Source organism: Burkholderia cepacia (assembly GCF_001718835.1).
In the GTDB taxonomy this organism is placed as follows: Bacteria; Pseudomonadota; Gammaproteobacteria; order Burkholderiales; family Burkholderiaceae; genus Burkholderia; species Burkholderia cepacia_F.
Genome location: NZ_CP013443.1, coordinates 680,919 through 702,981, shown reverse-complemented (window position 1 = coordinate 702,981; position 22,063 = coordinate 680,919). Strand labels below are relative to the sequence as shown.

19 protein-coding genes are annotated in these 22,063 nt (G+C 66.5%); 3 read left to right on the top strand and 16 right to left on the bottom strand.

Annotation, left to right across the window (positions count from 1 at the left end):
* Nucleotides 1–71 precede the first annotated feature (71 nt).
* From WT26_RS06590 to WT26_RS06565, 6 genes are all read right to left on the bottom strand, one after another.
* A complete protein-coding gene (locus WT26_RS06590; protein WP_027788372.1) occupies nt 72–797 on the bottom strand; it encodes an amino acid ABC transporter ATP-binding protein in 726 nt (241 codons plus the stop codon).
* Nucleotides 794–1,471 (bottom strand): glutamate/aspartate ABC transporter permease GltK, encoded by a 678-nt coding sequence (gene gltK / locus WT26_RS06585; RefSeq protein WP_027788373.1) that lies wholly within the window; start codon nt 1,469–1,471, stop codon nt 794–796. Before gltK ends, WT26_RS06590 begins: the two co-directional genes overlap by 4 nt.
* Nucleotides 1,471–2,211, bottom strand: a complete 741-nt coding sequence (locus WT26_RS06580) for an amino acid ABC transporter permease (RefSeq protein ID WP_039361471.1) — start codon at nt 2,209–2,211, stop codon at nt 1,471–1,473. Before WT26_RS06580 ends, gltK begins: the two co-directional genes overlap by 1 nt.
* An 84-nt stretch (nt 2,212–2,295) precedes the next feature.
* A complete protein-coding gene (locus WT26_RS06575) occupies nt 2,296–3,189 on the bottom strand; it encodes a glutamate/aspartate ABC transporter substrate-binding protein (RefSeq protein WP_059529702.1) in 894 nt (297 codons plus the stop codon).
* A 228-nt stretch (nt 3,190–3,417) separates the two neighbouring features.
* The gene (locus WT26_RS06570; RefSeq protein ID WP_059528830.1) at nt 3,418–4,704 is read right to left on the bottom strand and encodes a Glu/Leu/Phe/Val family dehydrogenase; all 1,287 of its coding nucleotides are present in this window, start codon (nt 4,702–4,704) and stop codon (nt 3,418–3,420) included.
* Nucleotides 4,705–4,925: 221 nt separating this feature from the next.
* Nucleotides 4,926–5,879, bottom strand: coding sequence for a LysR substrate-binding domain-containing protein (locus WT26_RS06565; protein ID WP_069272414.1), 954 nt, complete (start codon nt 5,877–5,879; stop codon nt 4,926–4,928).
* A gap of 231 nt (nt 5,880–6,110) precedes the next feature.
* Here WT26_RS06565 and purB point away from each other — a divergent pair, with 231 nt between their 5' ends.
* Nucleotides 6,111–7,499 carry an adenylosuccinate lyase gene (purB, locus tag WT26_RS06555; RefSeq protein WP_059528825.1) on the top strand — a complete coding sequence of 463 codons (1,389 nt, stop codon included), beginning with the start codon at nt 6,111–6,113 and terminating at the stop codon, nt 7,497–7,499.
* Nucleotides 7,500–7,583: 84 nt separating this feature from the next.
* On the opposite strand, the gene WT26_RS06550 is transcribed toward purB, so the two are convergent.
* Nucleotides 7,584–9,002 carry an NAD(P)/FAD-dependent oxidoreductase gene (locus WT26_RS06550; RefSeq protein ID WP_069272412.1) on the bottom strand — a complete coding sequence of 473 codons (1,419 nt, stop codon included), beginning with the start codon at nt 9,000–9,002 and terminating at the stop codon, nt 7,584–7,586.
* A 275-nt stretch (nt 9,003–9,277) separates the two neighbouring features.
* Between WT26_RS06550 and WT26_RS06545 the strand changes: the two genes are divergently transcribed.
* Nucleotides 9,278–9,934: a TetR/AcrR family transcriptional regulator gene (locus tag WT26_RS06545; RefSeq protein WP_069272411.1), complete on the top strand. Its 657-nt coding sequence runs from the start codon at nt 9,278–9,280 to the stop codon at nt 9,932–9,934.
* Between the two features lie 52 nt (nt 9,935–9,986).
* On the opposite strand, the gene WT26_RS06540 is transcribed toward WT26_RS06545, so the two are convergent.
* The 4 genes from WT26_RS06540 to edd all read right to left on the bottom strand — a co-directional run bounded on the left by WT26_RS06540 (nt 9,987) and on the right by edd (nt 14,589).
* Nucleotides 9,987–10,490, bottom strand: coding sequence for a gluconokinase (locus WT26_RS06540; RefSeq protein WP_059528814.1), 504 nt, complete (start codon nt 10,488–10,490; stop codon nt 9,987–9,989).
* A 13-nt stretch (nt 10,491–10,503) separates the two neighbouring features.
* Nucleotides 10,504–11,865, bottom strand: a complete 1,362-nt coding sequence (locus WT26_RS06535) for a GntP family permease (protein ID WP_042974304.1) — start codon at nt 11,863–11,865, stop codon at nt 10,504–10,506.
* Nucleotides 11,866–12,086: 221 nt separating this feature from the next.
* The gene (gene eda / locus WT26_RS06530; RefSeq protein WP_011350938.1) at nt 12,087–12,713 is read right to left on the bottom strand and encodes a bifunctional 4-hydroxy-2-oxoglutarate aldolase/2-dehydro-3-deoxy-phosphogluconate aldolase; all 627 of its coding nucleotides are present in this window, start codon (nt 12,711–12,713) and stop codon (nt 12,087–12,089) included.
* A gap of 19 nt (nt 12,714–12,732) precedes the next feature.
* Entirely contained in the window at nt 12,733–14,589 is a 1,857-nt protein-coding gene (edd, locus tag WT26_RS06525) for a phosphogluconate dehydratase (protein ID WP_059664293.1), read from the bottom strand.
* A 293-nt stretch (nt 14,590–14,882) separates the two neighbouring features.
* On the opposite strand from edd, the gene WT26_RS06520 reads away from it, so the two are divergent.
* Nucleotides 14,883–15,731 carry a MurR/RpiR family transcriptional regulator gene (locus WT26_RS06520; RefSeq protein ID WP_059528808.1) on the top strand — a complete coding sequence of 283 codons (849 nt, stop codon included), beginning with the start codon at nt 14,883–14,885 and terminating at the stop codon, nt 15,729–15,731.
* A 169-nt stretch (nt 15,732–15,900) separates the two neighbouring features.
* Here the strand turns inward: WT26_RS06520 and WT26_RS06515 are convergent, their stop codons facing one another.
* From WT26_RS06515 to leuS, 5 genes are all read right to left on the bottom strand, one after another.
* Complete coding sequence (locus WT26_RS06515; protein ID WP_011350935.1) at nt 15,901–16,323, bottom strand: CopD family protein; 423 nt, start codon at nt 16,321–16,323, stop codon at nt 15,901–15,903.
* A gap of 21 nt (nt 16,324–16,344) precedes the next feature.
* Nucleotides 16,345–17,616, bottom strand: coding sequence for a glutamate-5-semialdehyde dehydrogenase (locus WT26_RS06510; protein ID WP_059484648.1), 1,272 nt, complete (start codon nt 17,614–17,616; stop codon nt 16,345–16,347).
* Between the two features lie 137 nt (nt 17,617–17,753).
* Nucleotides 17,754–18,851, bottom strand: a complete 1,098-nt coding sequence (holA, locus tag WT26_RS06505; protein ID WP_069272410.1) for a DNA polymerase III subunit delta — start codon at nt 18,849–18,851, stop codon at nt 17,754–17,756.
* 18 nt (nt 18,852–18,869) lie between these two features.
* Nucleotides 18,870–19,424 (bottom strand): LPS assembly lipoprotein LptE, encoded by a 555-nt coding sequence (lptE, locus tag WT26_RS06500; RefSeq protein ID WP_059528803.1) that lies wholly within the window; start codon nt 19,422–19,424, stop codon nt 18,870–18,872.
* 37 nt (nt 19,425–19,461) lie between these two features.
* Complete coding sequence (leuS, locus tag WT26_RS06495; RefSeq protein WP_059528800.1) at nt 19,462–22,056, bottom strand: leucine--tRNA ligase; 2,595 nt, start codon at nt 22,054–22,056, stop codon at nt 19,462–19,464.
* Nucleotides 22,057–22,063: the final 7 nt, after the last annotated feature.

Sequence of the window (22,063 nt, the reverse complement as noted above, 5' to 3'; positions counted from 1 at the left end):
GCCGGGCGTTTTCGTTTGCAGGCACATGTGAAGGGCGGCCCCGCCGCCCTCCCCGTGGGCCGGCCCCCGCGTCAATGCAGGATCTTCGCGAGGAAGTCCTTCGCGCGTTCCGATTTCGGATTGGAGAAGAAATCGTCCTTGCGGTCGTCCTCGACGATCGCGCCCTTGTCCATGAAGATCACGCGATGCGCGACCTTCTTCGCGAAGCCCATCTCGTGCGTGACGACCATCATCGTCATCCCTTCCTGCGCGAGTTCGACCATCACGTCGAGCACTTCGTTGATCATCTCGGGGTCGAGCGCGGACGTCGGCTCGTCGAACAGCATCGCGATCGGATCCATCGACAGCGCGCGCGCGATCGCGACACGCTGCTGCTGGCCGCCCGACAACTGGCCCGGGAACTTGTGCGCGTGCGCCTTCAGGCCGACGCGGTCGAGCAGCTTCAGGCCCTTCTCGTTCGCCTCGTCCTTGCCGCGGCCGAGCACCTTGATCTGCGCGAGCGTCAGGTTCTCGGTGATCGACAGGTGCGGGAACAGCTCGAAATGCTGGAACACCATCCCGACCTTCGAGCGCAGCTTCGACAGGTTCGTCTTCTTGTCGCCGACCGACTGGCCGTTCACGAGGATCTCGCCCTGCTGGAACGGCTCGAGGCCGTTGACGGTCTTGATCAGCGTCGACTTGCCCGAGCCCGACGGGCCGCACACGACGACCACTTCGCCTTTCTTGACCTCGGTCGTGCAGTCGGTGAGGACCTGAAACTGGCCGTACCACTTCGAAACGTTCTTGATGGAAATCATCTTGTGACCTTTTTCTGGAGACCCTTGACGAGAGCAGACGCCAACGAGCAAATCACGAAATAGCATGCACCGGCGAACAGGACCATCTCGACGGTCGTGCCGTCGCGATCGCCGATGTTGGCCGCCGTGCGGAAGAAGTCCGCGAGGCTGATCACGTACACGAGCGACGTATCCTGGAACAGGACGATCGCCTGCGTGAGCAGCAGCGGCACCATCGCGCGGAACGCCTGCGGCAGGATCACGAGGCGCATCGCCTGCGCGTAGTTCATGCCGAGCGCGAACGCGGCGTTCACCTGCCCGCGCGGCACCGCCTGGATACCGGCGCGGATGATCTCGGAATAATACGCGGCTTCGAACAGCGAGAACGCGACCATCGCCGATGCGAGCCGGATGTCGATCGTCGGCGACAGCCCGAGCACGCCCTGCAGCACCTGCGGCACGATCAGGAAGAACCACAGCAGCACCATCACGAGCGGGATCGAGCGGAACACCGTCACGTACGCCTTCGCGAACCACGCGAGCGGCTTCACGCCGGACAGCCGCAGCAGCGCCAGCAGCGTGCCCCAGACGATGCCGACGACGATCGCGATCAGCGTGATCTTGAACGTGACGATCGCACCCGTCCACAGCGTCGGTATCGCGCCGGGAATACTACTCCAGTCGAACTGATGCATCACTTGCCTCCGATATAGCCGGGCAGCCGCGTGCGGCCTTCGATCCAGCGCATGAACGCCATCACGACGAGGTTGATGATCACGTAGGCGAGCGTCACCGCGATGAAGGATTCATACGTCTGCGCGGTGTAGTCGACGAGCTGGCGCGCTTGCGCGGACAGGTCGAGCAGGCCGATCGTCGACGCGACCGCGGAGTTCTTGAAGATGTTCAGGAATTCCGACGTGAGCGGCGGCACGATGATCCGGTACGCAACGGGCAGCAGCACGTAGCGGTACGTCTGCCATTGCGTGAAGCCCATCGCGAGACCGGCGGCGCGCTGGCCCTTCGGCAGCGCGTTGATCCCCGAGCGCACCTGTTCGCACACGCGCGCGCCCGTGAACAGGCCGAGACAGATGATCGACGCGGTGAAGAACTGCGTGGCGGGCGGCAACTGCTTGATCCAGGTGCCGATCGATGCAGGCAGCAGCTCGGGTATCACGAGATACCAGACGAAGAACTGCACGATCAGCGGAATGTTCCGGAAGATCGACACGTACACGGTGCCGATCGCGGACAGCCATTTGTTCGGCACGGTGCGCAGCACGCCGAACAGCGAACCGACGATCAGCGCGATGACCCAGGCGACGAGCGATACTTCGATCGTCACCCAGAAGCCGGACATCAGCCATCCGAAATAAGTCGTCGGCTCGCCGGTCGACACGGGGCTCAGGAAGATGCCCCAGTTCCAGTGGTAAGACATGGGCAAGACTCCAGCAAAAAGAGACGGAAGAAGCGTGGCCTCTTCCGTCTCATTAGCGTCATTTCTGCATCAACGGCCGTGCGGTCAGTCGAGCGCCTTGTCGTTCGGGTTCGCGTACAGCTTCTTCATCGAATCGGACAACGGGAAGTTCAGGTTCAGCCCCTTCGGCGGGATCGGGTTCTCGAACCACTTCGCGTAGATCTTCGCGGCTTCGCCCGACTTCTCGACCTGCGAGATCGCGTCGTCGACGACCTTCTTGAAGTCCGCATCGCCCTTGCGCATCATGCAGCCGTAAGCCTCTTCCGATTGCGGCGTGCCGACGATCACCCACTCGCCCGGCTGCTTCGCCTTCGCGCGCTCGCCCGCGAGCAGCGCGTCATCCATCATGAACGCGACCGCGCGGCCCGATTCCAGCGTGTTGAAGGAATCGCCGTGATCCTTCGCGCTGATGATGTTCATGCCGAGTTGCTTCTCGTTGTTCATCTTGCGCAGCAGGCGCTCCGACGTCGTGCCGGCGGTCGTCACGACCGTCTTGCCCTTCAGGTCGGCGAAATCCTTGACGCCCGAATCCTTCTTCGTCATCAGGCGCGTGCCGATCACGAAGATCGTGTCGGAGAACGCAGCCTGCTGCTGGCGCTCGGCGTTGTTGGTCGTCGAGCCGCACTCGATGTCGACCGTGCCGTTCTGCACCAGCGGAATGCGGTTCTGCGACGTGACCGGGATGTTCTTCACCTGCAGGTTCGGCAGGTTCAGCTTCTTCTTCACCGCGTCGACCACCTTCAGCTGGAATTCGCGCGAATAGCCGACCACCTGCTGGTTCTGGTCGTAGTAGGAGAACGGAATCGACGATTCGCGGTGGCCCAGCGCGATCACGCCCGTGTCCTTGATCTTCTTCAGCGTGCCCGTCTCCTGAGCATGCGCGCCGCTTGCGAACGCGCAAAGCGCCGCGACCATCAGGACTGCCTTTTGGTATTTCATTTTGGTCATCTCCTTGGCTAAAACCCGCGCCAGTGTATCAAAGTAATATTTTTGAAAGTACTGTTGTTTACCGCACGTCGCGGCGCCCCTGGCGAAGCCTTCCTCCCGGCTCCGGGCGCCCCGAATGCGCAAGCGGGCGGCACCGGTTCCGGTGCCGCCCGCGAGGGTCATGCTCGCAATCGGGTGGATTGCGTCATGTTCTGGTCAGGATCGACCGAGGTCGACCGATCAGGGGTAGAGGCCACGCATTTCGCGCGCCATCAGGATGCGCTTGCATGCGACGATGAACGCCGCCGTACGCACCGACACCTTGTGCTCTTCCGCGACCGCCCACACGCCGGAGAACGCTTCGCGCATCACGCGCTCGAGACGGTGGTTGATCTCGTCTTCCGTCCAGAAGAAGCTCGAGAAATCCTGCACCCACTCGAAGTACGACACGGTCACGCCGCCCGCGTTCGCGATCACGTCCGGGATCACGAGCACGCCGTTCGCGGTCAGGATGTCGTCCGCCGCCGTCGTCGTCGGGCCGTTCGCACCTTCGACGATGATCTTCGTGCGGATCTTCGCTGCGTTCTTTTCGGTGATCTGGTTTTCCAGTGCCGCCGGAATCAGGATGTCGGTTTCGACCGTCCAGAACTCGTCGTTCGGCATCGGCTCCGCACCTTCGAAGCCCGCGACGCCGCCCGTGCGGGCAACGTGGTCGAGCAGCTTGTTCGAATCGAGGCCGGCCGGCTGGTAGATCGTGCCCGTGTGATCCTGCACCGCGATCACCTTCGCGCCCGCTTCCTGGAACAGCTTCGCCGCGATGCCGCCGACGTTGCCGAAGCCCTGCACCGCGATGCGCGCGCCTTCGATCTCGAGGCCCTTCTTCTTCGCCGCTTCGGAGCCGACGACGAACACGCCGCGGCCCGTCGCTTCCTTGCGGCCGAGAGAACCGCCGAGCGCGATCGGCTTGCCGGTCACGACGCCGGTCGACGTCTGGCCCTGGTTCATCGAGTACGTGTCCATCATCCACGCCATCACCTGTTCGTTGGTGTTGACGTCCGGCGCCGGAATGTCGGTGTTCGGGCCGATGATGATGCCGATTTCGCTGGTGTAGCGGCGCGTCACGCGCTCGAGCTCACCACGCGACAGCTTGCGCGGGTCGACGCGGATACCGCCCTTCGCACCGCCGTACGGCACGTTCACGGCCGCGTTCTTGACCGACATCCATGCGGACAGCGCCATCACTTCCGACAGCGTCACGTCCTGGTGGTAGCGCACGCCGCCCTTGCCCGGGCCGCGCGACACGTTGTGCTGCACACGATAGCCTTCGAAGTGCGCGACGGTACCGTTGTCGAGCTCGATGGGGCAGTCGACGATCAGGATGCGCTTCGGACGCTTCAGCGTTTCGAGCCAGCGCGACAGCGAACCGAGGTACGGCGCGACGCGATCGACTTGCTGAAGGTAGTTGCCCCACGGGCCGAGATCGTCGGCGTGCAGGTAGGACGGGATGGACTGCAATTGCGAAGACATGGATGCTCCAACGGTCAACAGGTGCGCACATTGTCGAAAAACCCGTTTTTTTTATCCAATGCCGTTTGCTTATTCGATTATGCGTTTCTTGCATGATCGCGATTTTTCGCAAATCTGCGGTCGATTTGCGCAAGAACGCCCGCGATCGGCCCGGCATCCGGCGCGCCGGACAACGTGTCGGCCGGCCGCCGGCTCGCGTCGTCCGCCAGCGTGAACCGGCGTCAGCCGGCCGCCTCGCGCAGTTCGTCGCGCACGACGTCCCACAGCGCACGCACGAGCTTCTGTCGCGGGTCGTCGCCCTGCAGCGCGAGCTTGTCGCAGTACAGCCGGATTTCCATCGTCAGCGTGAACGGGTGCGCGCCGCCGCGCACCGACCGGTCGAGCCGGATCAGGCGGCCGCCCGCCACCGCATCCTCGACCGCGCTGTGCGGCAGGAACGCGATGCCGTGGCCCGCGAGCGCCATCGCCTTCAGCCCTTCGGCCATGTCGGTTTCGTAGACGCGATCGAGGAACAGCGGCGTCGACGCATTCGCGACGATGACCTCCGTCATCCGGCCGAGATACGCGTTCGGCGTATATGACAGGTACGGCACGCGCGCGTCGGCCGTGCCGGGCAGCGTATAGCGCGGCCGCCCCGCGCGGCCCGGCGCCGAGAACGGGCTGATCGGCTCGCTGCCGAGGATCAGCATGTCGTAGCGTGCCGGGTCGAGCGCGACGGGGTGGCTCGGGTGGTGGTAGCCCATCACGAGATCGCAGCCGCCCTCGACAAGCGACAGCACCGCGTCGTGCACGTTCAGCGCGCGCAGCCGCGTGTGAACCTGGCCCATCTTCGCCTCGATCCGCTGCAGCCAGCGCGGGAAATACGTGAGCGACAGCGTGTGCGGCACCGCGAACTCGATCGTCGGCACCGGCGCGCCGACGTGGCCGCGCAGCAGCGTGCGCGCCTCGTGCGCCTGCGACAGCATCGTCAGCGCCTGCTCGTAGAAGATCTGCCCGGCCTGCGTCAGCCGCGTCGGATAGACCGAACGATCGATCAGTTCGGTCGCGAGCCACGCCTCGAGCGCCTGGATGCGCCGCGAAAACGCCGGCTGCGACACGTGCCGCAGCTCGGCGGACCGGCTAAAGCTGCGCGTTTCCGCGAGCGAGACGAAGTCTTCGAGCCATTTCAGTTCCATGCAGGCGGGCGCGGCGGGCGGCGGTCGGGAAGAAGCCTGCATTCTACCGGCGGGCGAGCCCGGCCGGCGGCGGCGCAAGCGGCCCGGCGCGCTGCCGGACGCGGGCGCCGGCATGGCGGCGGCTCGCGGCGGCGGCGGCTCGCCGGGTACGGCCGGAATCGTCCCGCGCCGATGGTAAAATGCCGGATTCTCCCTCCCTCGCTCGACCCGGCCCTCAAAGCCCGCCCGATCATGTCCGACACTCGTCCCGATACGCTTTTCGCCCTCACCGCGCTTTCGCCCATCGACGGCCGCTACGCCAGCAAGACCGAAGCGCTGCGCGACTGGCTCTCCGAAGCCGCCTTCATGCGCCACCGTGTCACCGTCGAGGTGCACTGGCTGATCGCGCTGTCGCGCGCCGGCTTCGCGGAAGTCCCGCGCTTCTCGGAAGCCTCCGAGCAGTTCCTGCTGCAGCTCGCCGAGCGCTTCACCGCGCACGACGCCGCGCGCATCAAGGAAATCGAGCGCGTGACGAACCACGACGTGAAGGCCGTCGAATACTGGCTCAAGGAATCGGTGAAGGGCCAGGAAGAACTCGAGAAGGCCAGCGAATTCATCCACTTCGCGTGCACGTCCGAGGACATCAACAACACGTCGCACGGGATGATGCTCGCCGGTGCGCGCGAGCACGTGATCGTGCCGGCGCTGCGCACGGTCCACCAGCGTCTCGTCGCGCTCGCGCACGCGCTGGCCGACCAGCCGATGCTGTCGCGCACGCACGGCCAGCCGGCCAGCCCGACGACGCTCGGCAAGGAGCTCGCGAACGTCGCGGCCCGTCTCGACCGCGCGATCGCGCGCATCGAGAAGGTCGAGATCCTCGGCAAGATGAACGGCGCGGTCGGCAACTTCAACGCACACCTGTCCGCGTATCCGGAATTCGACTGGGAAGCGTTCTCGCGCGACGTGATCGAAAACCGCCTGAAGCTCACGTTCAACCCGTACACGATCCAGATCGAGCCGCACGACTACATGGCCGAGCTGTTCGACGCCGTGGCACGTGCGAACACGATCCTGCTCGACCTCGACCGCGACGTGTGGGGCTACATCTCGGTCGGCTACTTCAAGCAGAAGACGAAGGCCGGCGAGATCGGCTCGTCGACGATGCCGCACAAGGTCAACCCGATCGACTTCGAGAACTCGGAAGGCAACCTCGGCCTCGCGAACGCGACGCTGCGCCACCTCGCCGACAAGCTGCCGGTGTCGCGCTGGCAGCGCGACCTCACCGACTCGACGGTGCTGCGCAACATGGGCGTCGCGCTCGGCTACTCGCTGCTCGCATACGACTCGCTGATCCGCGGCCTCGACAAGCTCGAAGTGAACCCGCAGCGCCTGAACGAAGATCTCGACAACTGCTGGGAAGTGCTCGCCGAGCCGGTGCAGACGGTGATGCGCCGCTACGGCATCGAGAACCCGTACGAGCAGCTGAAGGAACTCACGCGCGGCAAGGGCATCACGCGCGAAGCACTGCAGGAATTCGTCGCCACGCTCGCGATCCCGCAGGACGCGAAGGATCGCCTGCTCGCGATGACGCCTGCGTCGTACATCGGCAAGGCCGTCGAACTCGCGAAGCGGATCGCGTAACGCCGCGCCGCGCCCAGGAAAAAGGCCCGATGCATCGCGCATCGGGCGTTTTCGTTTGTGCGGCCGGCGATCCGCGTTGCACGGTCAGAACGAGATCATCTTCCCCGGATTCAGCGCCGTCATCACGCTCATCGCGGCCTTCGCGGCCGGGATCGCGATCGGCGACAACTGGCGGCCGAGCGGAATCGCGCGATGGTCGATGCCGGTCAGCATCGAGAAATCGTCGTTGCGCCCGACGAAATCGTCGCAGATCGCCTTGCCGATCCGCACCGTCTGCGCGACGCCGTGGCCGCTCCAGCCCTGCACCATGTACATCGGCACGCGGCCGTCGGTCTTGCGGCTGTCGGTCGCGCCGTTCAGCGTGAAGTCGCTGACGCCGCTCCAGCAGTAGTCGAGCGCGAACCGGCCGTCGTGCTGCGGGAACACCGTGTTCAGCCGCGTCAGCAGATACGCGTTGACGTCGGGCTGCGCCCAGCACGTGCCGGTGCCCTGCCCGCCGAACAGCAGGCGGTTGCCGCGCACCGGCCGGTAGTAGTCGATCTGGAACTGCGTGTCGTACACGGGCATGCCGGCCGGCATCAGCGTCGCGACGTCGACGTCGAGCGGTGCCGTCACGCTCACGTAGGTGAAGAACGGCACCGTGGTCGCCGCGCCGTCGTCGAGCAGCCGGAACGTCGTGTTGTGCAGCGCGAGCACGACACCCTTGCGTGCGGTGATCGTGCCGCCCGGCGTCGTCGCGACGACGCCCGCGGGTGTCTCCTCGAGCTCGAGTACCTCGGTGCCTTCGTACAGCGCGCCGCCGTTCAGCCTGAAGCCGTGCACGAGCCCGCGCACCAGCGCGAGCGGATGGATCTGCCCGCCGATCGCATCGATCGCCGCGCCGTGGTACAGCCCCGAGCGCACGTATTCGTCCTGCAATTGATGCTTGCCGGCCAGCGTCACGCTTGCGTCGCCGAGGCTGCGGCGTGCATCCGCGCCGTCCAGCAGCGCGCTCATGTGGCCGGGGTGGACGGCCGCCGTGATGTGCCCGCGCTTGCGGTCGAGTTCGAGCGCGTAACGCGCACCGATCGTATCGATCAGGTCCATCGATTCGGCCGACGCGAAGCGCCACAGCCGCTTCGCGTCGTCATGCGACAGAGAGTCGATCATGTCAGCTGCTTCCCAGCGCGCAAGGCCGGGAGTGAGTTGCCCGCCGTTGCGGCCGGACGCGGCCGAACCGACGTGATGCTTGTCGACGAGGATCGTGTCGACGCCCGCTTCGGCGAGATGCAGCGCGGCCGATGCGCCGAGCAACCCCGCGCCGATCACGAGCACATCACACACGGCATCGCTCGCGAGCGGCGCGCCGTTATCCCAGCGCGACAGCGACGCCTCGTACCAGTTCGCCGGGCGCTCGCCGGCATAGCGGGCCGGATCGCACCAGTTCCAGTTGTCTTTTTCGATGTTCAGTTGCGTTTGCTCGAAACGCGATTCGTCCAGAATCAGAGGCTTGTTGGAAGTCATGATTGCACTTGCATGGTCTTGGGCCGCCTGTCGAAGAGCCGTCTGGCTTCGCGGGTGGGGCAGCCGGTTCCACATGGGTGTCAACGAGAAAGGGGGCGCGATGGCCCGTGTTGACGGCGGGCACGCTCGTGCCGCCTGGATCCCGGACTGTGCGAAAGCACGTATTGAAAGGTGCCGGGACACCCAATTTCTACACCGCAGAAATAATTCTACAGTGTAGAATAAGCTTTCGTCAAGCTTACGGCTCGGCATGCGCCGGCCGACGTTCCGCACCGATGAAAGAGAAACCCGTCCAGGGCCCGCGCGGCCTCGACAAGGATGCGATCGTCGCGGCTGCGCTCGCGCTGCTCGAAGACGTCGGCGAAGCCGCGTTCAGCGTGCGCAAGCTCGCGCAGTCGGTCGGCTGCGACCCGATGAGCGTGCTGTACCACTTCAAGTCGAAGGAGGGCCTGAGCCGCGCGATCGCGAACGCGCTGTCGCGCTCGCTCGTGCCGGTCGACGCCACGCTGCCGTGGCGCGAACGGCTGCGGGATCTCGCGCGCCAGTACCGCGCGCTCGCGCTGCGCTACCCGGCCGCGTTCGCGCTGCTGCAGCGGCACATGAGCACGGGGCCGGCCGATCTCGCACACATCGAGGCCGTGCATCGAGCGCTGGCCGACGCCGGCATCCCGCGCGCGGCGCTGCCATCGGTGTGCGTCGGCTGGTATGCGAGCGTGATCGGGCTTGCCGCGGCCGAAGCCGGCGGACTCACGCGCGCCGCGAACGACGTCGAGCTCGCGGAAATCGACGCGCTGCCCGACGCCGGCCACCCGCTCGTGAAATCCGCCGCCCCGCTCTATGCGCAGCTCGATCCGGCAGCCGTGCACGACACGATGCTCGACGTGCTGCTCGACGGCATCGCGCAGCACACACGAACGCCGGCCGCAGAATGAGCAAGGGCGCCCCGCGGGGCGCCCTTGCCTGTCCGATTACCGCAAACCGCGCTCAGTGCTGGTGCGCGATGCCGATCTTCAGCATGACCTGATCGACGATCTGTTCGGGCGTCAGCTCGATGCTGACCTCGATCGCTTCGTCCGGCCCCGGCTCCTCGAGCGTGTCGAGCTGGCTCTTCAGCAGCGACGGATCGAAGAAATGGCCGGTGCGGCTCTTCAGGCGCTCGTGCAACACCTCGAACGAACCCTTCAGATACACGAACCGCACGTCGGTGTCGGTGCCGCGCAGCACGTCGCGGTACGACCGCTTCAGCGACGAGCACGTGAACACGGCCGTCTCGCCCGCGCGCTGCTTTTCCTCGATGGCCGCGCGGATCGTGCGCAGCCACGGCCAGCGGTCGTCGTCGGTCAGCGGAATGCCGTTGTGCATCTTTTCCTTGTTCGCCGCGCTGTGAAACGCGTCGCCGTCGGTATAGCTGCACGACAGGCGTTCCGCCAGCATTTCGCCGATTCGCGATTTGCCCGCGCCCGACACGCCCATTGCGATCAGAATCATTGACTACCCCTTGTTACAGAACCATGCTCAGCAGCAGTGTGAAACCGAGGCCGAGCACCGAGATGATCGTTTCAAGCAACGACCAGGTCTTGAACGTCTGGCCGACCGTCATCCCGAAGTATTCCTTGATCAGCCAGAAGCCGCCGTCGTTCACGTGCGAGAAGATCAGCGAGCCCGAGCCCGTGGCGAGCACCAGCAGCTCCGGGCTGACCGTCGTGCCGGCTGCCGCCGCGATCGGCGCGACGATGCCGCAGGCCGTCGTCATCGCGACCGTCGCCGAACCCGTCGCGAGACGCATCAGCGCCGCGACGAACCAGCCGAGCAGCAGCGGCGACAGGTGCGCATGTTTCGCGGTCTCGACGATCTGCTGCGAGATCCCGCTGTCGCGCAGGACGCCGCCGAAGCCGCCGCCCGCGCCGACGATCAGCGTGATGCCGGCGATCGGTGCGAGACACTCGCCGCAGAACTTCTGGATCTGGTCGCGGTTGAAGCCCTGCAGCTTGCCGAACGTGAAGAAGCTCACGAGCACGGCGATCAGCAGCGCGACGTCCGAGTTGCCGGCAAAGCGCAGCAGGTTGTTCGGCAGCGATTTCGGCGTGAACAGCAGGTCGGCCCAGCTGCCGACGAGCATCAGCACGACGGGCAGCAGGATCGTGAACAGCGTGATGCCGAAGCTCGGCAGTTCACGCTTGCGGCCGTCCGCGTGCGAATCGACGAACTGCGACGCGAGCGGGTTGTTTTCCGGCAGCTTCACGAACTTCGAGATCGTCAGCGCGAACAGCGGGCCCGCGATGATCGCGGTCGGCACGCCGACGATCAGGCCGAACGCGATCGTCTTGCCGATATCGGCGCCGTATTGCTGAACGGCCAGCAGCGCGGCCGGGTGCGGCGGGATCAGGCCGTGCACGACGGACAGGCCGGCCACCATCGGCAGGCCGACGACGAGCAGCGACTTGCCGGTGCGCTTCGCGACGTTGAACGCGATCGGGATCAGCAGCACGAAGCCGACTTCGAAGAACACCGGCAGGCCGACGATGATCGCGACGAACATCATCGCCCAGTGGATGTTCTTCTCGCCGAACCAGTCGATCAGCGTGGTCGCGATCCGTTCGGCGCCGCCCGATTCGGCCATCATCTTGCCGAGCATCGTGCCGAGGCCGACGACGATCGCGATGTGACCGAGCGTACCGCCGGTGCCCGCCTCGAACGACTTGACGATCTTGTCCATCGGCATGCCGACGACGAGGCCGAGGCCGAGCGAGACGATGATCAGCACCAGGAACGGGTAGATCTTGTAGCGCGCGATCATCAGGATCAGCGCGGCAATCGCGATCAGCGTGAATACGAGCAGCATGCTGCCTTGGACAGCCCCCATGTGGCCACTCCTCCTAGAATTGTTCGAACCGGGCGAGTTGTTGCGAGTATGCCCGGCTATGCAGGTCTCCGGAACACGGGGGGTACCCACCCCGTCAGGACGCTGAATTTTACTTATCTTTACGGTCCGCGGATAGAACCGGTTCCATTAGCAAAAACCCTCGGTAAAACAAGCACTAAGCGCTTGCTTTCCGAGGGTCAAACCGTCATTTCGTACAAGTCTTAACGGGGAAGCTGGCTCGCGGCTTGCGCGAGGCGCGTGACTTCGGCCCAGTCCTGCGCGGCGAGCGCGGCCTTCGGCGTGAGCCACGAGCCGCCGACACACACCACGTTCGGCAGCTTCAGGAAATTCGGTGCGGTTTCGACCGTGATGCCGCCGGTCGGGCAGAACTTCAGCGCCGGGAACGGGCCGTGGAACGCCTGCAGCATCGGCACGCCGCCCGCTTGTTGGGCGGGGAAGAACTTCACGATCTCGTAGCCGAATTCGAGTGCCTGGATGATGTCGCTCGGCGTCATCACGCCCGGCAGCAGCGGCAGGCCCGCGTCGAGCGACGCGAGGTGCAGCTCTTTCGTCAGGCCCGGCGACACGCCGAACTTCGCGCCCGCGCGCTTCGCCTGCTCGCAATGCTCGGGCTTCGTGATCGTGCCGACGCCGACGACGATGTCGTCCGCGAGCTGGCTCGCGCGCTGGATCGCTTCCAGGCCAGCCGGCGTGCGCAGCGTGATCTCGAGCACCTTCACGCCGCCGGCGTGCAACGCGCGCGACACGTGCTCACCCTGCTCGACCGAGTCGAATGCGAGCACCGGGATGACCGGGCCCAGCTTCACGATTTCAGCAATCGTCTTCATTGAATTGGCTCCTTGAAATTCATGCGGCGACGTGGGCGGCGGTTTCGCCGACCAGCGCGCCGAAAACCGATGCGCCCTGCTCGGCCGGCGCGGCGGCCGCGCGGAACACGCCGAACAGTTCACGCCCGAAACCGACCTCGTTCTCGGCCTGGTGCAGCGGCTGCGCGACCGGGCGCGCCTGCCACTCCGCGGCGTCGACCTCGATGTCGAGCACGCCGGCTTCGGCGTCGATCACGAGCGTATCGCCCGTCTTCACCTTGCCGAGCGGGCCGGCCAGCAGCGCTTCCGGCGACACGTGGATCACGGCCGGCACCTTGCCCGATGCGCCCGACATGCGGCCGTCGGTGACGAGCGCGACGTGGAAGCCCTGATCCTGCAGCACGCCGAGCAGCGGCGTCAAACGGTGCAGCTCGGGCATCCCGTTCGCGCGCGCGCCCTGGAAGCGCACCACTGCGACGAAATCGCGCTTCAGCTCGCCGCGATCGAAGGCCTCCTGCACGGCTTCCTGCGAATCGAACACGATCGCGCTCGCCCTCACCTTGCGGTGCTCGGGTGCGACCGCCGAAATCTTGATCACGCCGCGGCCGAGCCGGCCCTGCATCAGGCGCAGGCCGCCGTCCGGCTGGAACGGGTCGCGGATGCCGCGCAGCACCTTCGTGTCGTGGCTCTCGGCCGCGCCGTCGACCCACGTCAGCTTGCCGTCGATCAGCTTCGGCTCCTTCGTGTAGAGCGACAGGCCCTTGCCCGCGACCGTCGTCACGTCCTCGTGCAGCAGCCCGCCCTCGAGCAGGTTGCGCACCAGGAAGGCCACGCCGCCCGCCGCGTGGAAGTGGTTCACGTCGGCCTTGCCGTTCGGGTAGATCTTCGCGAGCAGCGGCACGACCGCCGACAGTTCGTCGAAGTCGTTCCAGTCGATCAGGATGCCGGCCGCGCGTGCGATCGCGACGAGGTGCAGCGTGTGGTTGGTCGAGCCGCCCGTCGCGAGCAGCGCGACGATCCCGTTGACGATCGCCTTCTCGTCGATCACATGGCCGATCGGCGTGTAGCGGCCGCGCTCGACGGTCAGGTCGAGCACGCGGCGCGCGGCCTCGGCCGTCAGCGCGGTGCGCAGCGGCGTGTGCGGATGAACGAATGCCGAGCCCGGCAGGTGCAGCCCCATCAGCTCCATCAGCATCTGGTTGCTGTTCGCGGTGCCGTAGAACGTGCAGGTGCCGTGGCCGTGATACGCGGCCGATTCGGCTTCGAGCAGTGCGTCGCGGCCGACCTGGCCGGTCGCGAACTGCTGGCGGATCTTCGCCTTGTCGTCGTTCGACAGGCCGCTCGTCATCGGGCCGGCCGGCACGAAGATCGTCGGCAGGTGGCCGAACTGCAGCGCGCCGATCAGGAGGCCCGGCACGATCTTGTCGCAGATGCCGAGGCACAGCGCCGCGTCGAACATGTTGTGCGTGAGCGCGATCGCCGTGCCCATCGCGATTGCCTCGCGCGAGAACAGCGACAGCTCCATCCCCGGGTTGCCCTGCGTGACGCCGTCGCACATCGCCGGCACGCCGCCCGCGAACTGCGCGACGCCGCCGTTCTCGCGCGCGGCCGCCTTGATGATCTCGGGGAAGTCCTTGTACGGCGCATGCGCGGACAGCATCTCGTTGTACGAGGACACGATGCCGATGTTCGGCTCGCGGATCGCCTTGATCGCGAACTTGTCGTTGCCCTCGAGGCCCGCGAAGCCGTGCGCGAGGTTTGCACACGACAGCGCGCCGCGGGCCGGGAACTTGCCCTGCGCGCCGTCGATGCGCTGCAGATAGGCGGAACGGGTCGATTGGCTGCGGGCGATCACGCGTTCGGTGACCTTCGCCAGAGTGGGGTGCAGCGACGTCATGCTGGGCGCTCCTGTATGCCGGCCGACACCGGCGGTTGGAATCGTGGGGACGGTCGAGTGCGTCGACCGAACGAAGCCAGTCTAGTAGAAAAACTACACGCACGCAATGTCGATCCGCATGCACGCAACCCTTATTCCCGCCACCAGCAAGGCTTCACCTAGTGAAAACCCTAATCACCGGTATCCCGCGCGCCATCAGTTGTTGACGAATCAGTTAGTAATTTCTTGTAGATTTTCTACAATTCGATTGCGATACACTCGCTCATCCGAACCCGATTCCTGCCTGCCGTCCCATGCTGCCCCGCATTGAAGCGATCCGCGCCGAGTTGCGCCCGTCCGAGCGCAAGCTCGCCGACTACATCCTCGCCGCGCCGCGCGAGGTGCTCGACCTCGCGATGACCGAGCTGTCGACGCGCGCGGGCGTCAGCCAGCCGACGATCGCGCGCTTCTGCCAGGCGCTCGGCTGCAGCGGCTTCCGCGAATTCAAGATCCGGCTCGCGCAGAGCGTCGCGCCGGGCGTGTCGTCGGTCTATCGCGACGTCGAACCCGACGAACCGGCGCCCGGCATCATCGGCAAGGTGTTCGACCGCACGATCGGCGCGCTGATCGAGGTGCGCAACAGCCTGTCGGCCGGCAGCGTCGCCGAAGCGATCGCGCTGCTGTCGAATGCATCGCGGATCGAGTTCTACGGCGCCGGCGGCTCCGGCATCGCCGCGCAGGACATCCAGCACAAGTTCTTCCGGCTCGGCGTGCCGAGCGTCGCGTATTCGGACCCGCACACGTTCTCGATGTCGTCGGCGCTGCTCGGGCCGCACGACGTCGTCGTCGCGATCTCGAACACCGGCCGCACGCGCGACATCGTCGACGCCGCGCGTTCCGCGCTCGCGTGCGGCGCGAAGGTCGTCGCGATCACGCAGAGCCATTCGCCGCTCGCGAAGCTCGCGACGGTGAGCCTCGCATCGAACGTCGCGGAGGAAACGGACGTGTTCTCGCCGATGACGTCGCGGATGTCGCATCTCGCGATCGGCGACATCCTCGCGGTCGGTGTCGCGCTGTCGCGCGGCCCCGCGCTCATGGAGCGGGTCGGCCGCGCGAAAGAGGCGATCACGCGCCGCCGGATCGACGACGGCGCGAAGGATTGACCCACACGCGGCACCGGCCGTCGCATGATCGATGCGGAACCCGCGCACGATCCGGCGCGTCAGCCGACAGCCGGCCCGCACGTAAACGACGAACGGCGCCCCGAAGGGCGCCGTCGCGCAGGGATCGGTGCAGACAACCGTGCCGGCCGCCCCTCGCCGGCCGCTCGACTCAGAACGGCTTGATCACGACCAGCGCGACCGCCGCGAGCATGCCGAGCACCGGCAGTTCGTTGAACACGCGATACCACTTGTCGGTGCGGCGGTTCTCGCCACGCTCGAACACCCGCAGCAGGTGCCCGCAATAGGCGTGATAGACGATCAGCAGCAGCACGACCGTCACCTTCGCATGGATCCAGCCCTGCCCCTGCCCGATGCCGATCGAAAGCCACAGCCACAACCCGCAGGCCAGCGCCGGCACCGCGATCATCGTCATGAAGCGGAACAGCTTGCGCGCCATCAGCAACAGGCGCCGCACGGCGGCCGGATCGGTTTCCATCGCCAGGTTCACGTAGATGCGCGGCAGGTAGAAAAGCCCCGCGAACCACGCGGCGATCAGAACGATATGGAACGTCTTGACCCAGAGCATCGCCATCGATTGTGTGCCTCGCGTGTGTTATTGGCGGCCTTCGCCGTGCCCGAGCACGACGTACTTCAGCGACGTCAGCCCTTCCAGGCCGACGGGGCCGCGTGCATGCAGCTTGTCGTTCGAGATGCCGATTTCCGCGCCGAGGCCGAATTCGAAACCGTCCGCGAAACGCGTCGACGCGTTGACCATCACGCTCGCCGAATCGACCTCGCGCAGGAACCGCATCGCGCGGTCGTGATCCTCGGTGACGATCGCATCCGTGTGGTGCGAGCCGTAATGGTTGATGTGCTCGATCGCGGCGTCGAGGCCGTCGACGACCTTGATCGCGAGCACCGGCGCGAGATACTCGGTGTGCCAGTCTTCCTCGGTCGCATCGACGAGCGGGCCGACGCCCGCATCGGCGAGCACCGCACGCGCGGCCGCATCGACGCGCAGCTCGACCTGCTTGTCGCGATACAGCTTGCCGAGCGGCGGCAGCAGCTTGGCCGCGACACCGCTCGCGACCAGCAGCGTCTCCATCGTGTTGCAGGTGCCGTAGCGGTGCGTCTTCGCGTTGTCGCAGACGGTCAGCGCCTTGCCGAGGTCGGCACGATCGTCGACGTACACGTGGCAGATGCCGTCGAGGTGCTTGATCATCGGCACGCGCGCCTCGTTGATCAGGCGCTCGATCAGGCTCTTGCCGCCGCGCGGCACGATCACGTCGACGTATTCGGTCATCGTGATCAGCTTGCCGACCGCCGCGCGATCGGCCGTCGCGACGACCTGCACCGCGTCCTGCGGCAGGCCGGCGGCTTCGAGCCCTTCGCCGATCAGCTTCGCGAGCGCCGCGTTCGATTCGAGCGCTTCGGAGCCGCCGCGCAGGATCGTCGCGTTGCCCGACTTCAGGCACAGCGCGGCCGCGTCGATCGTCACGTTCGGGCGCGATTCGTAGATGATGCCGATCACGCCGAGCGGCACGCGCATCTGGCCCACCTGGATTCCGCTCGGGCGGTACTTGAGGTTGCCGATCTCGCCGATCGGATCGGCCAGCGACGCAACCTGGCGCAAGCCCTCGACCATCGTCTTCAGCGCCTTGTCCGACAGCGTCAGGCGATCGACGAACGCCGCATCGAGCCCCTTTTCACGGGCACGGGCGACATCGCGGGCATTCGCATCCTTCAGTGCCTGCGCGTCGCGTTCGATCGCGCGAGCCACGGCGTCGAGCGCCGCGTTCTTCGCGGCCGTGCTGGCGCGCGCCATCGCGCGGGAAGCGTGCCGGGCGCGACGGCCCAGGTCGGTCATGTACTGATCGATATCCATCGTGTGACTCGAGAAGCGCGCCGCGCTGGGCGGCATGAATTCGTCGGGAAAGGCGCGACGCGGCGGCATCGGCCGCGCCGGCTGTCGAAGCAATTGTAAGCGGGTTGCGGACGGCGCGCTGGCGCCGCAGGCGGGACTTAGCGCCGCACGCCGCGACCCGCGGTCGGCGGTCGCTCGCCGCGGGCACCGGCCACCGTCATCGCGAGCTGGAACAGCCCGTCCCATGGATCGGGCGGCGGTTCGTCCTGCGTGCGGCGGCCCGGCGTCACCGCGGACAGGCCCTTCACCTGCCGGTCGAGCTTCGCGGCAAACGCGAGCGCCTTCTCGAGCACGGCTTCCGACACACGGTTCAGCGCGGGGCCGATCAGCCGCTCGCGCGGCCCCCACACGCGGTTCTCGCGCAACAGCGTCGCCAGCGGCTTGCCGGCCGTCGTGCCGCGCTTGATCCGTAGCAGCGTGCGCAATTCCTCGACGACGGCCCACATCACCAGCACGATCGCCTCGCCCTCGCCCTTCAGCCCGTCGATCATCCGCGCGAGCCGCGCGGCGTCGCCGGCGAGCATCGCTTCGTTCAGCTTGAAGACGTCGTAACGCGCGACGTTCAGCACCGCGTCGTGCACCTGTTCGAACGACAGCGCGCCCTGCGGATACAGCAGCCCGAGCTTCTGGATTTCCTGGTGCGCGGCGAGCAGGTTGCCTTCGACGCGCTCGGCGATGAACTGCAGCGCGCGCCGCCCGTCCTCGCCGGGCGCGGCGCGCTGGCCCTGCATCGCGAGGCGCTGGCCGATCCAGTTCGGCAGCTGCGCGCGGTCGACCGGATCGATCTTCAGCGCGACGCCACCGTTCTGCAGCGCGGTAAACCAGGCGGATTTCTGCGTGGCCGCATCGAGGCGCGGCAACGTGACGAGCATCAGCGCGTCGGGGTTGGGCGCGGCCGCGAGCGTCTTCAGTGCGTCGGCGCCTTCCTTGCCGGGCTTGCCCGACGGAATGCGCAGCTCGATCAGCTGGCGCTCGCCGAACAGCGACATCGCCTGGGTCGCGCCGAGCAGCACGCTCCAGTCGAAACCGCGCTCGACCGTATGCACCGAACGCTCGGTGAAGCCGGCCGCACGTGCGGCCGCACGAATGCGGTCGCACGCCTCCTGCGCGAGCAGCGGCTCGTCGCCGTAGACGGTATAGAGCCCGGCCAACCCCTTCGCGAGGTGCGGCTCCAGTGCATCAAGTCGCAATTGCATCGGTGCGTACGCCGTCGATCAGAGCGGCGGCGGCGGCAACGGCGCGCGCGGCGCGACGCCCGGCACCACGTCTTCCGGCGCCGGGGTCAGCGAGTGGACGATCGCGAGACGCCGCATCATCTGGTCGACCGCGTCGTTCTGCATGTCGCCGTACAGGATGTCGGCTTCCTGCGCCTTCGCGTTCGTGTACTGGTCGCTATACGTCATCGCGCGGTTCAACGCGATCGCGCTCGGCGGGATCAGCACGGTGCCGTCCTTGCTCGTGAGCGTGTAGTTCAGCGTATAGAACAGTGCGTATTCCTGCGCCGAGCCGAACTTGTTGAGCGTCAGCGTGTTCTGCCCGCGCGACTCCCACATGCGCAGCACGGCGTCGGCGTCGTCCGCCGACTTGACGATCTTCGTGTCGCTGCCGGCCTCGACGAGGCGCACGAAGCGCGCCTCGACCGGCGCCGGCGCGCCGACGATCAGCAGGTGCTTGAACGCGTAGTCCTGCTGGCCGCGCAACTGGAAGCCGCATGCCGACAGCGCGACCGCGCTGCCGACGGCGAGCATCAAAAACGATCTGCGGATCACCTTCGCTCCTTCTGGGTACGTCCGGCGGCCGGGGCCGTCAGACGACGATGTTCACGAGGCGGCCCGGCACGACGACGATCTTCTTCGCCGGCTTGCCGTCGCTGAACTTCGCGAACGCTTCGTCCGCCACCGCCGCCGCTTCGATCGCCTCGCGGCTCGCGTCCTTCGCGACCTTCAGCGCGCCGCGCACCTTGCCGTTCACCTGCAGCACGAGTTCGATCTCGGCCTGCTCGAGCGCGGCCTCGTCGACCTTCGGCCACGGCGCGTCGAGCAGCGGGCCGAATTCGTCCGCATAGCCGAGCGCCTTCCACAGCTCGAACGTGACGTGCGGCACGACCGGGTACAGCACCCGCAGCAGCACGCCGTACGTTTCGCGCAGCACGCCGGGCGTCGCGCCCTTCGCGCCGTCGATCGCGTTCAGCATCTTCATCGCGGCCGACACGACCGTGTTGTACTGCAGGCGCTGGTAATCGAAATCGGCCTGCTTCAGCACGCTGTAGATCTCGCGGCGCAGCGCCTTGTCGGCTTCGCCGAGCGCGGCCGCGTCGAAGCCCGCGCGCGCGGCGAGCGCTTCGCGGTTCGTCGCACCGAAGCTCCACACGCGGCGCAGGAAGCGGCTCGCGCCCTCGACGCCCGCACCCGACCACTCGAGCTGCTGCTCGGGCGGCGCGGCGAACATCGTGAACAGGCGCGCGGTATCGGCGCCGTACTGGTCGATCAGCACCTGCGGATCGACGCCGTTGTTCTTCGACTTCGACATTTTCTCGATGCCGCCGAGCACGACCGGCTGGCCGTCCGTGTTCAGCGTCGCGCCGACCGGGCGGCCCTTGTCGTCGTGCGTGACCGTCACGTCGGCCGGGTTGTACCAGGTCTTCTTGCCGGAAGCGTCTTCACGGTAGAACGTCTCGTTCAGCACCATCCCCTGCGTGAGCAGGTTCTTCGCCGGCTCGCCGAACTTCACGAGGCCGAGGTCGCGCATCACCTTGGTCCAGAAGCGCGAATACAGCAGGTGCAGGATCGCGTGCTCGATGCCGCCGATGTATTGATCCATCGGCATCCAGTAGTCGGTGCGCGCGTCGACCATGGTCTCGGCGTCCGGCGCCGTGTAGCGCGAGAAGTACCACGACGAATCGACGAAGGTGTCCATCGTGTCGGTTTCGCGCTTCGCGGCCGCGCCGCACTTCGGGCACGAACAGTTCAGGAACGCTTCCGACTTCGCGAGCGGGTTGCCCGAGCCGTCCGGCACGAGGTCTTCCGGCAGCACGACGGGCAGATCCTGCTCGGGCACCGGCACGTCGCCGCACGACGGGCAGTGGATGATCGGGATCGGCGTGCCCCAGTAGCGCTGGCGCGATACGCCCCAGTCGCGCAGGCGCCACGTGACCTGCTTGTCGCCGAAGCCGCCGGCGTTCAGGTCGGCCGCGACCGCGTCGACGGCTTCCGTGTAGCGCAGGCCGTCGTACTTGCCGCTGTTCACGCAGACCGCGGTTTCCTTGTCGCCGTACCACTCCTGCCATGCGTCGAGCGAGTACGTCTGGCCTTCGGCCGAGATCACCTGCCTGATCGGCAGGCCGTACTTCTTCGCAAACGCGAAATCGCGCTCGTCGTGGCCCGGCACGCCCATCACCGCGCCTTCGCCATAGCTCATCAGCACGTAGTTGCCGATCCACACCTCGACCGGCTCGCCGGTCAGCGGGTGCGTGACCGAGAAGCCCGTCGCGACGCCCTTCTTCTCCATCGTCGCGACGTCGGCCTCGGCGACGCCGCCGCGCTTGCATTCGTCGATGAACGCGAGCAGTTCCGGCTTGTCCTGCGCCAGACGCGTGGCGAGCGGGTGCTCGGCCGCGATCGCGCAGAACGTGACGCCCATGATGGTATCGGCGCGCGTGGTGAACACGCGCAGCAGCTTCTTCTCGCCGTCGAGTTCGTACGGGAAGCCGAAGTTCACGCCGAAGCTCTTGCCGATCCAGTTCTGCTGCATGATCTTCACGCGCTCGGGCCAGCCGAGGCCGTCGAGGTCGTTCAGCAGCTCATCCGCGTACTGCGTGATGCGCAGGTAGTACATCGGGATCTCGCGCTTCTCGACGAGCGCGCCCGAGCGCCAGCCGCGGCCGTCGATCACCTGCTCGTTCGCGAGCACGGTCTGGTCGACCGGGTCCCAGTTCACGGTGCCCGTCTTCTTGTACGCGATGCCCTTCTCGAGCATCTTCAGGAACAGCCACTGGTTCCACTTGTAGTAGTCCGGCTTGCACGTCGCGATCTCGCGCGACCAGTCGATCGCGAGGCCCATCGACTGCATCTGGCCCTTCATGTAGTCGATGTTGTCGTAGGTCCACTTCGCGGGCGGCACGCCGTTCGCCATCGCGGCGTTCTCGGCCGGCATCCCGAACGCATCCCAGCCCATCGGCATCAGCGTGTTGTAGCCGTTCATCCGCAGATAGCGGTACATCACGTCGTTGATCGTGTAGTTGCGCACGTGACCCATGTGCAGCTTGCCGGACGGGTACGGCAGCATCGACACGCAGTAGAACTTCGGCTTCTGCGAATCTTCCTGCGTCTTGTAGGCATCGGCTGCGCGCCAGTCGCCCTGGGCGGCGGCTTCGACGTCGGCGGGTACGTATCTCTCGTGCATGGTGTGG

Coding starts and splice junctions, on each gene's coding strand:
- WT26_RS06590 (WP_027788372.1), bottom strand. CDS start 797: ATGATTTCCATCAAGAACGTTTCGAAGTGGTACGGCCAGTTTCAGGTC.
- gltK (WP_027788373.1), bottom strand. CDS start 1,471: ATGCATCAGTTCGACTGGAGTAGTATTCCCGGCGCGATACCGACGCTG.
- WT26_RS06580 (WP_039361471.1), bottom strand. CDS start 2,211: ATGTCTTACCACTGGAACTGGGGCATCTTCCTGAGCCCCGTGTCGACC.
- WT26_RS06575 (WP_059529702.1), bottom strand. CDS start 3,189: ATGAAATACCAAAAGGCAGTCCTGATGGTCGCGGCGCTTTGCGCGTTC.
- WT26_RS06570 (WP_059528830.1), bottom strand. CDS start 4,704: ATGTCTTCGCAATTGCAGTCCATCCCGTCCTACCTGCACGCCGACGAT.
- WT26_RS06565 (WP_069272414.1), bottom strand. CDS start 5,879: ATGGAACTGAAATGGCTCGAAGACTTCGTCTCGCTCGCGGAAACGCGC.
- purB (WP_059528825.1), top strand. CDS start 6,111: ATGTCCGACACTCGTCCCGATACGCTTTTCGCCCTCACCGCGCTTTCG.
- WT26_RS06550 (WP_069272412.1), bottom strand. CDS start 9,002: ATGACTTCCAACAAGCCTCTGATTCTGGACGAATCGCGTTTCGAGCAA.
- WT26_RS06545 (WP_069272411.1), top strand. CDS start 9,278: ATGAAAGAGAAACCCGTCCAGGGCCCGCGCGGCCTCGACAAGGATGCG.
- WT26_RS06540 (WP_059528814.1), bottom strand. CDS start 10,490: ATGATTCTGATCGCAATGGGCGTGTCGGGCGCGGGCAAATCGCGAATC.
- WT26_RS06535 (WP_042974304.1), bottom strand. CDS start 11,865: ATGGGGGCTGTCCAAGGCAGCATGCTGCTCGTATTCACGCTGATCGCG.
- eda (WP_011350938.1), bottom strand. CDS start 12,713: ATGAAGACGATTGCTGAAATCGTGAAGCTGGGCCCGGTCATCCCGGTG.
- edd (WP_059664293.1), bottom strand. CDS start 14,589: ATGACGTCGCTGCACCCCACTCTGGCGAAGGTCACCGAACGCGTGATC.
- WT26_RS06520 (WP_059528808.1), top strand. CDS start 14,883: ATGCTGCCCCGCATTGAAGCGATCCGCGCCGAGTTGCGCCCGTCCGAG.
- WT26_RS06515 (WP_011350935.1), bottom strand. CDS start 16,323: ATGGCGATGCTCTGGGTCAAGACGTTCCATATCGTTCTGATCGCCGCG.
- WT26_RS06510 (WP_059484648.1), bottom strand. CDS start 17,616: ATGGATATCGATCAGTACATGACCGACCTGGGCCGTCGCGCCCGGCAC.
- holA (WP_069272410.1), bottom strand. CDS start 18,851: ATGCAATTGCGACTTGATGCACTGGAGCCGCACCTCGCGAAGGGGTTG.
- leuS (WP_059528800.1), bottom strand. CDS start 22,056: ATGCACGAGAGATACGTACCCGCCGACGTCGAAGCCGCCGCCCAGGGC.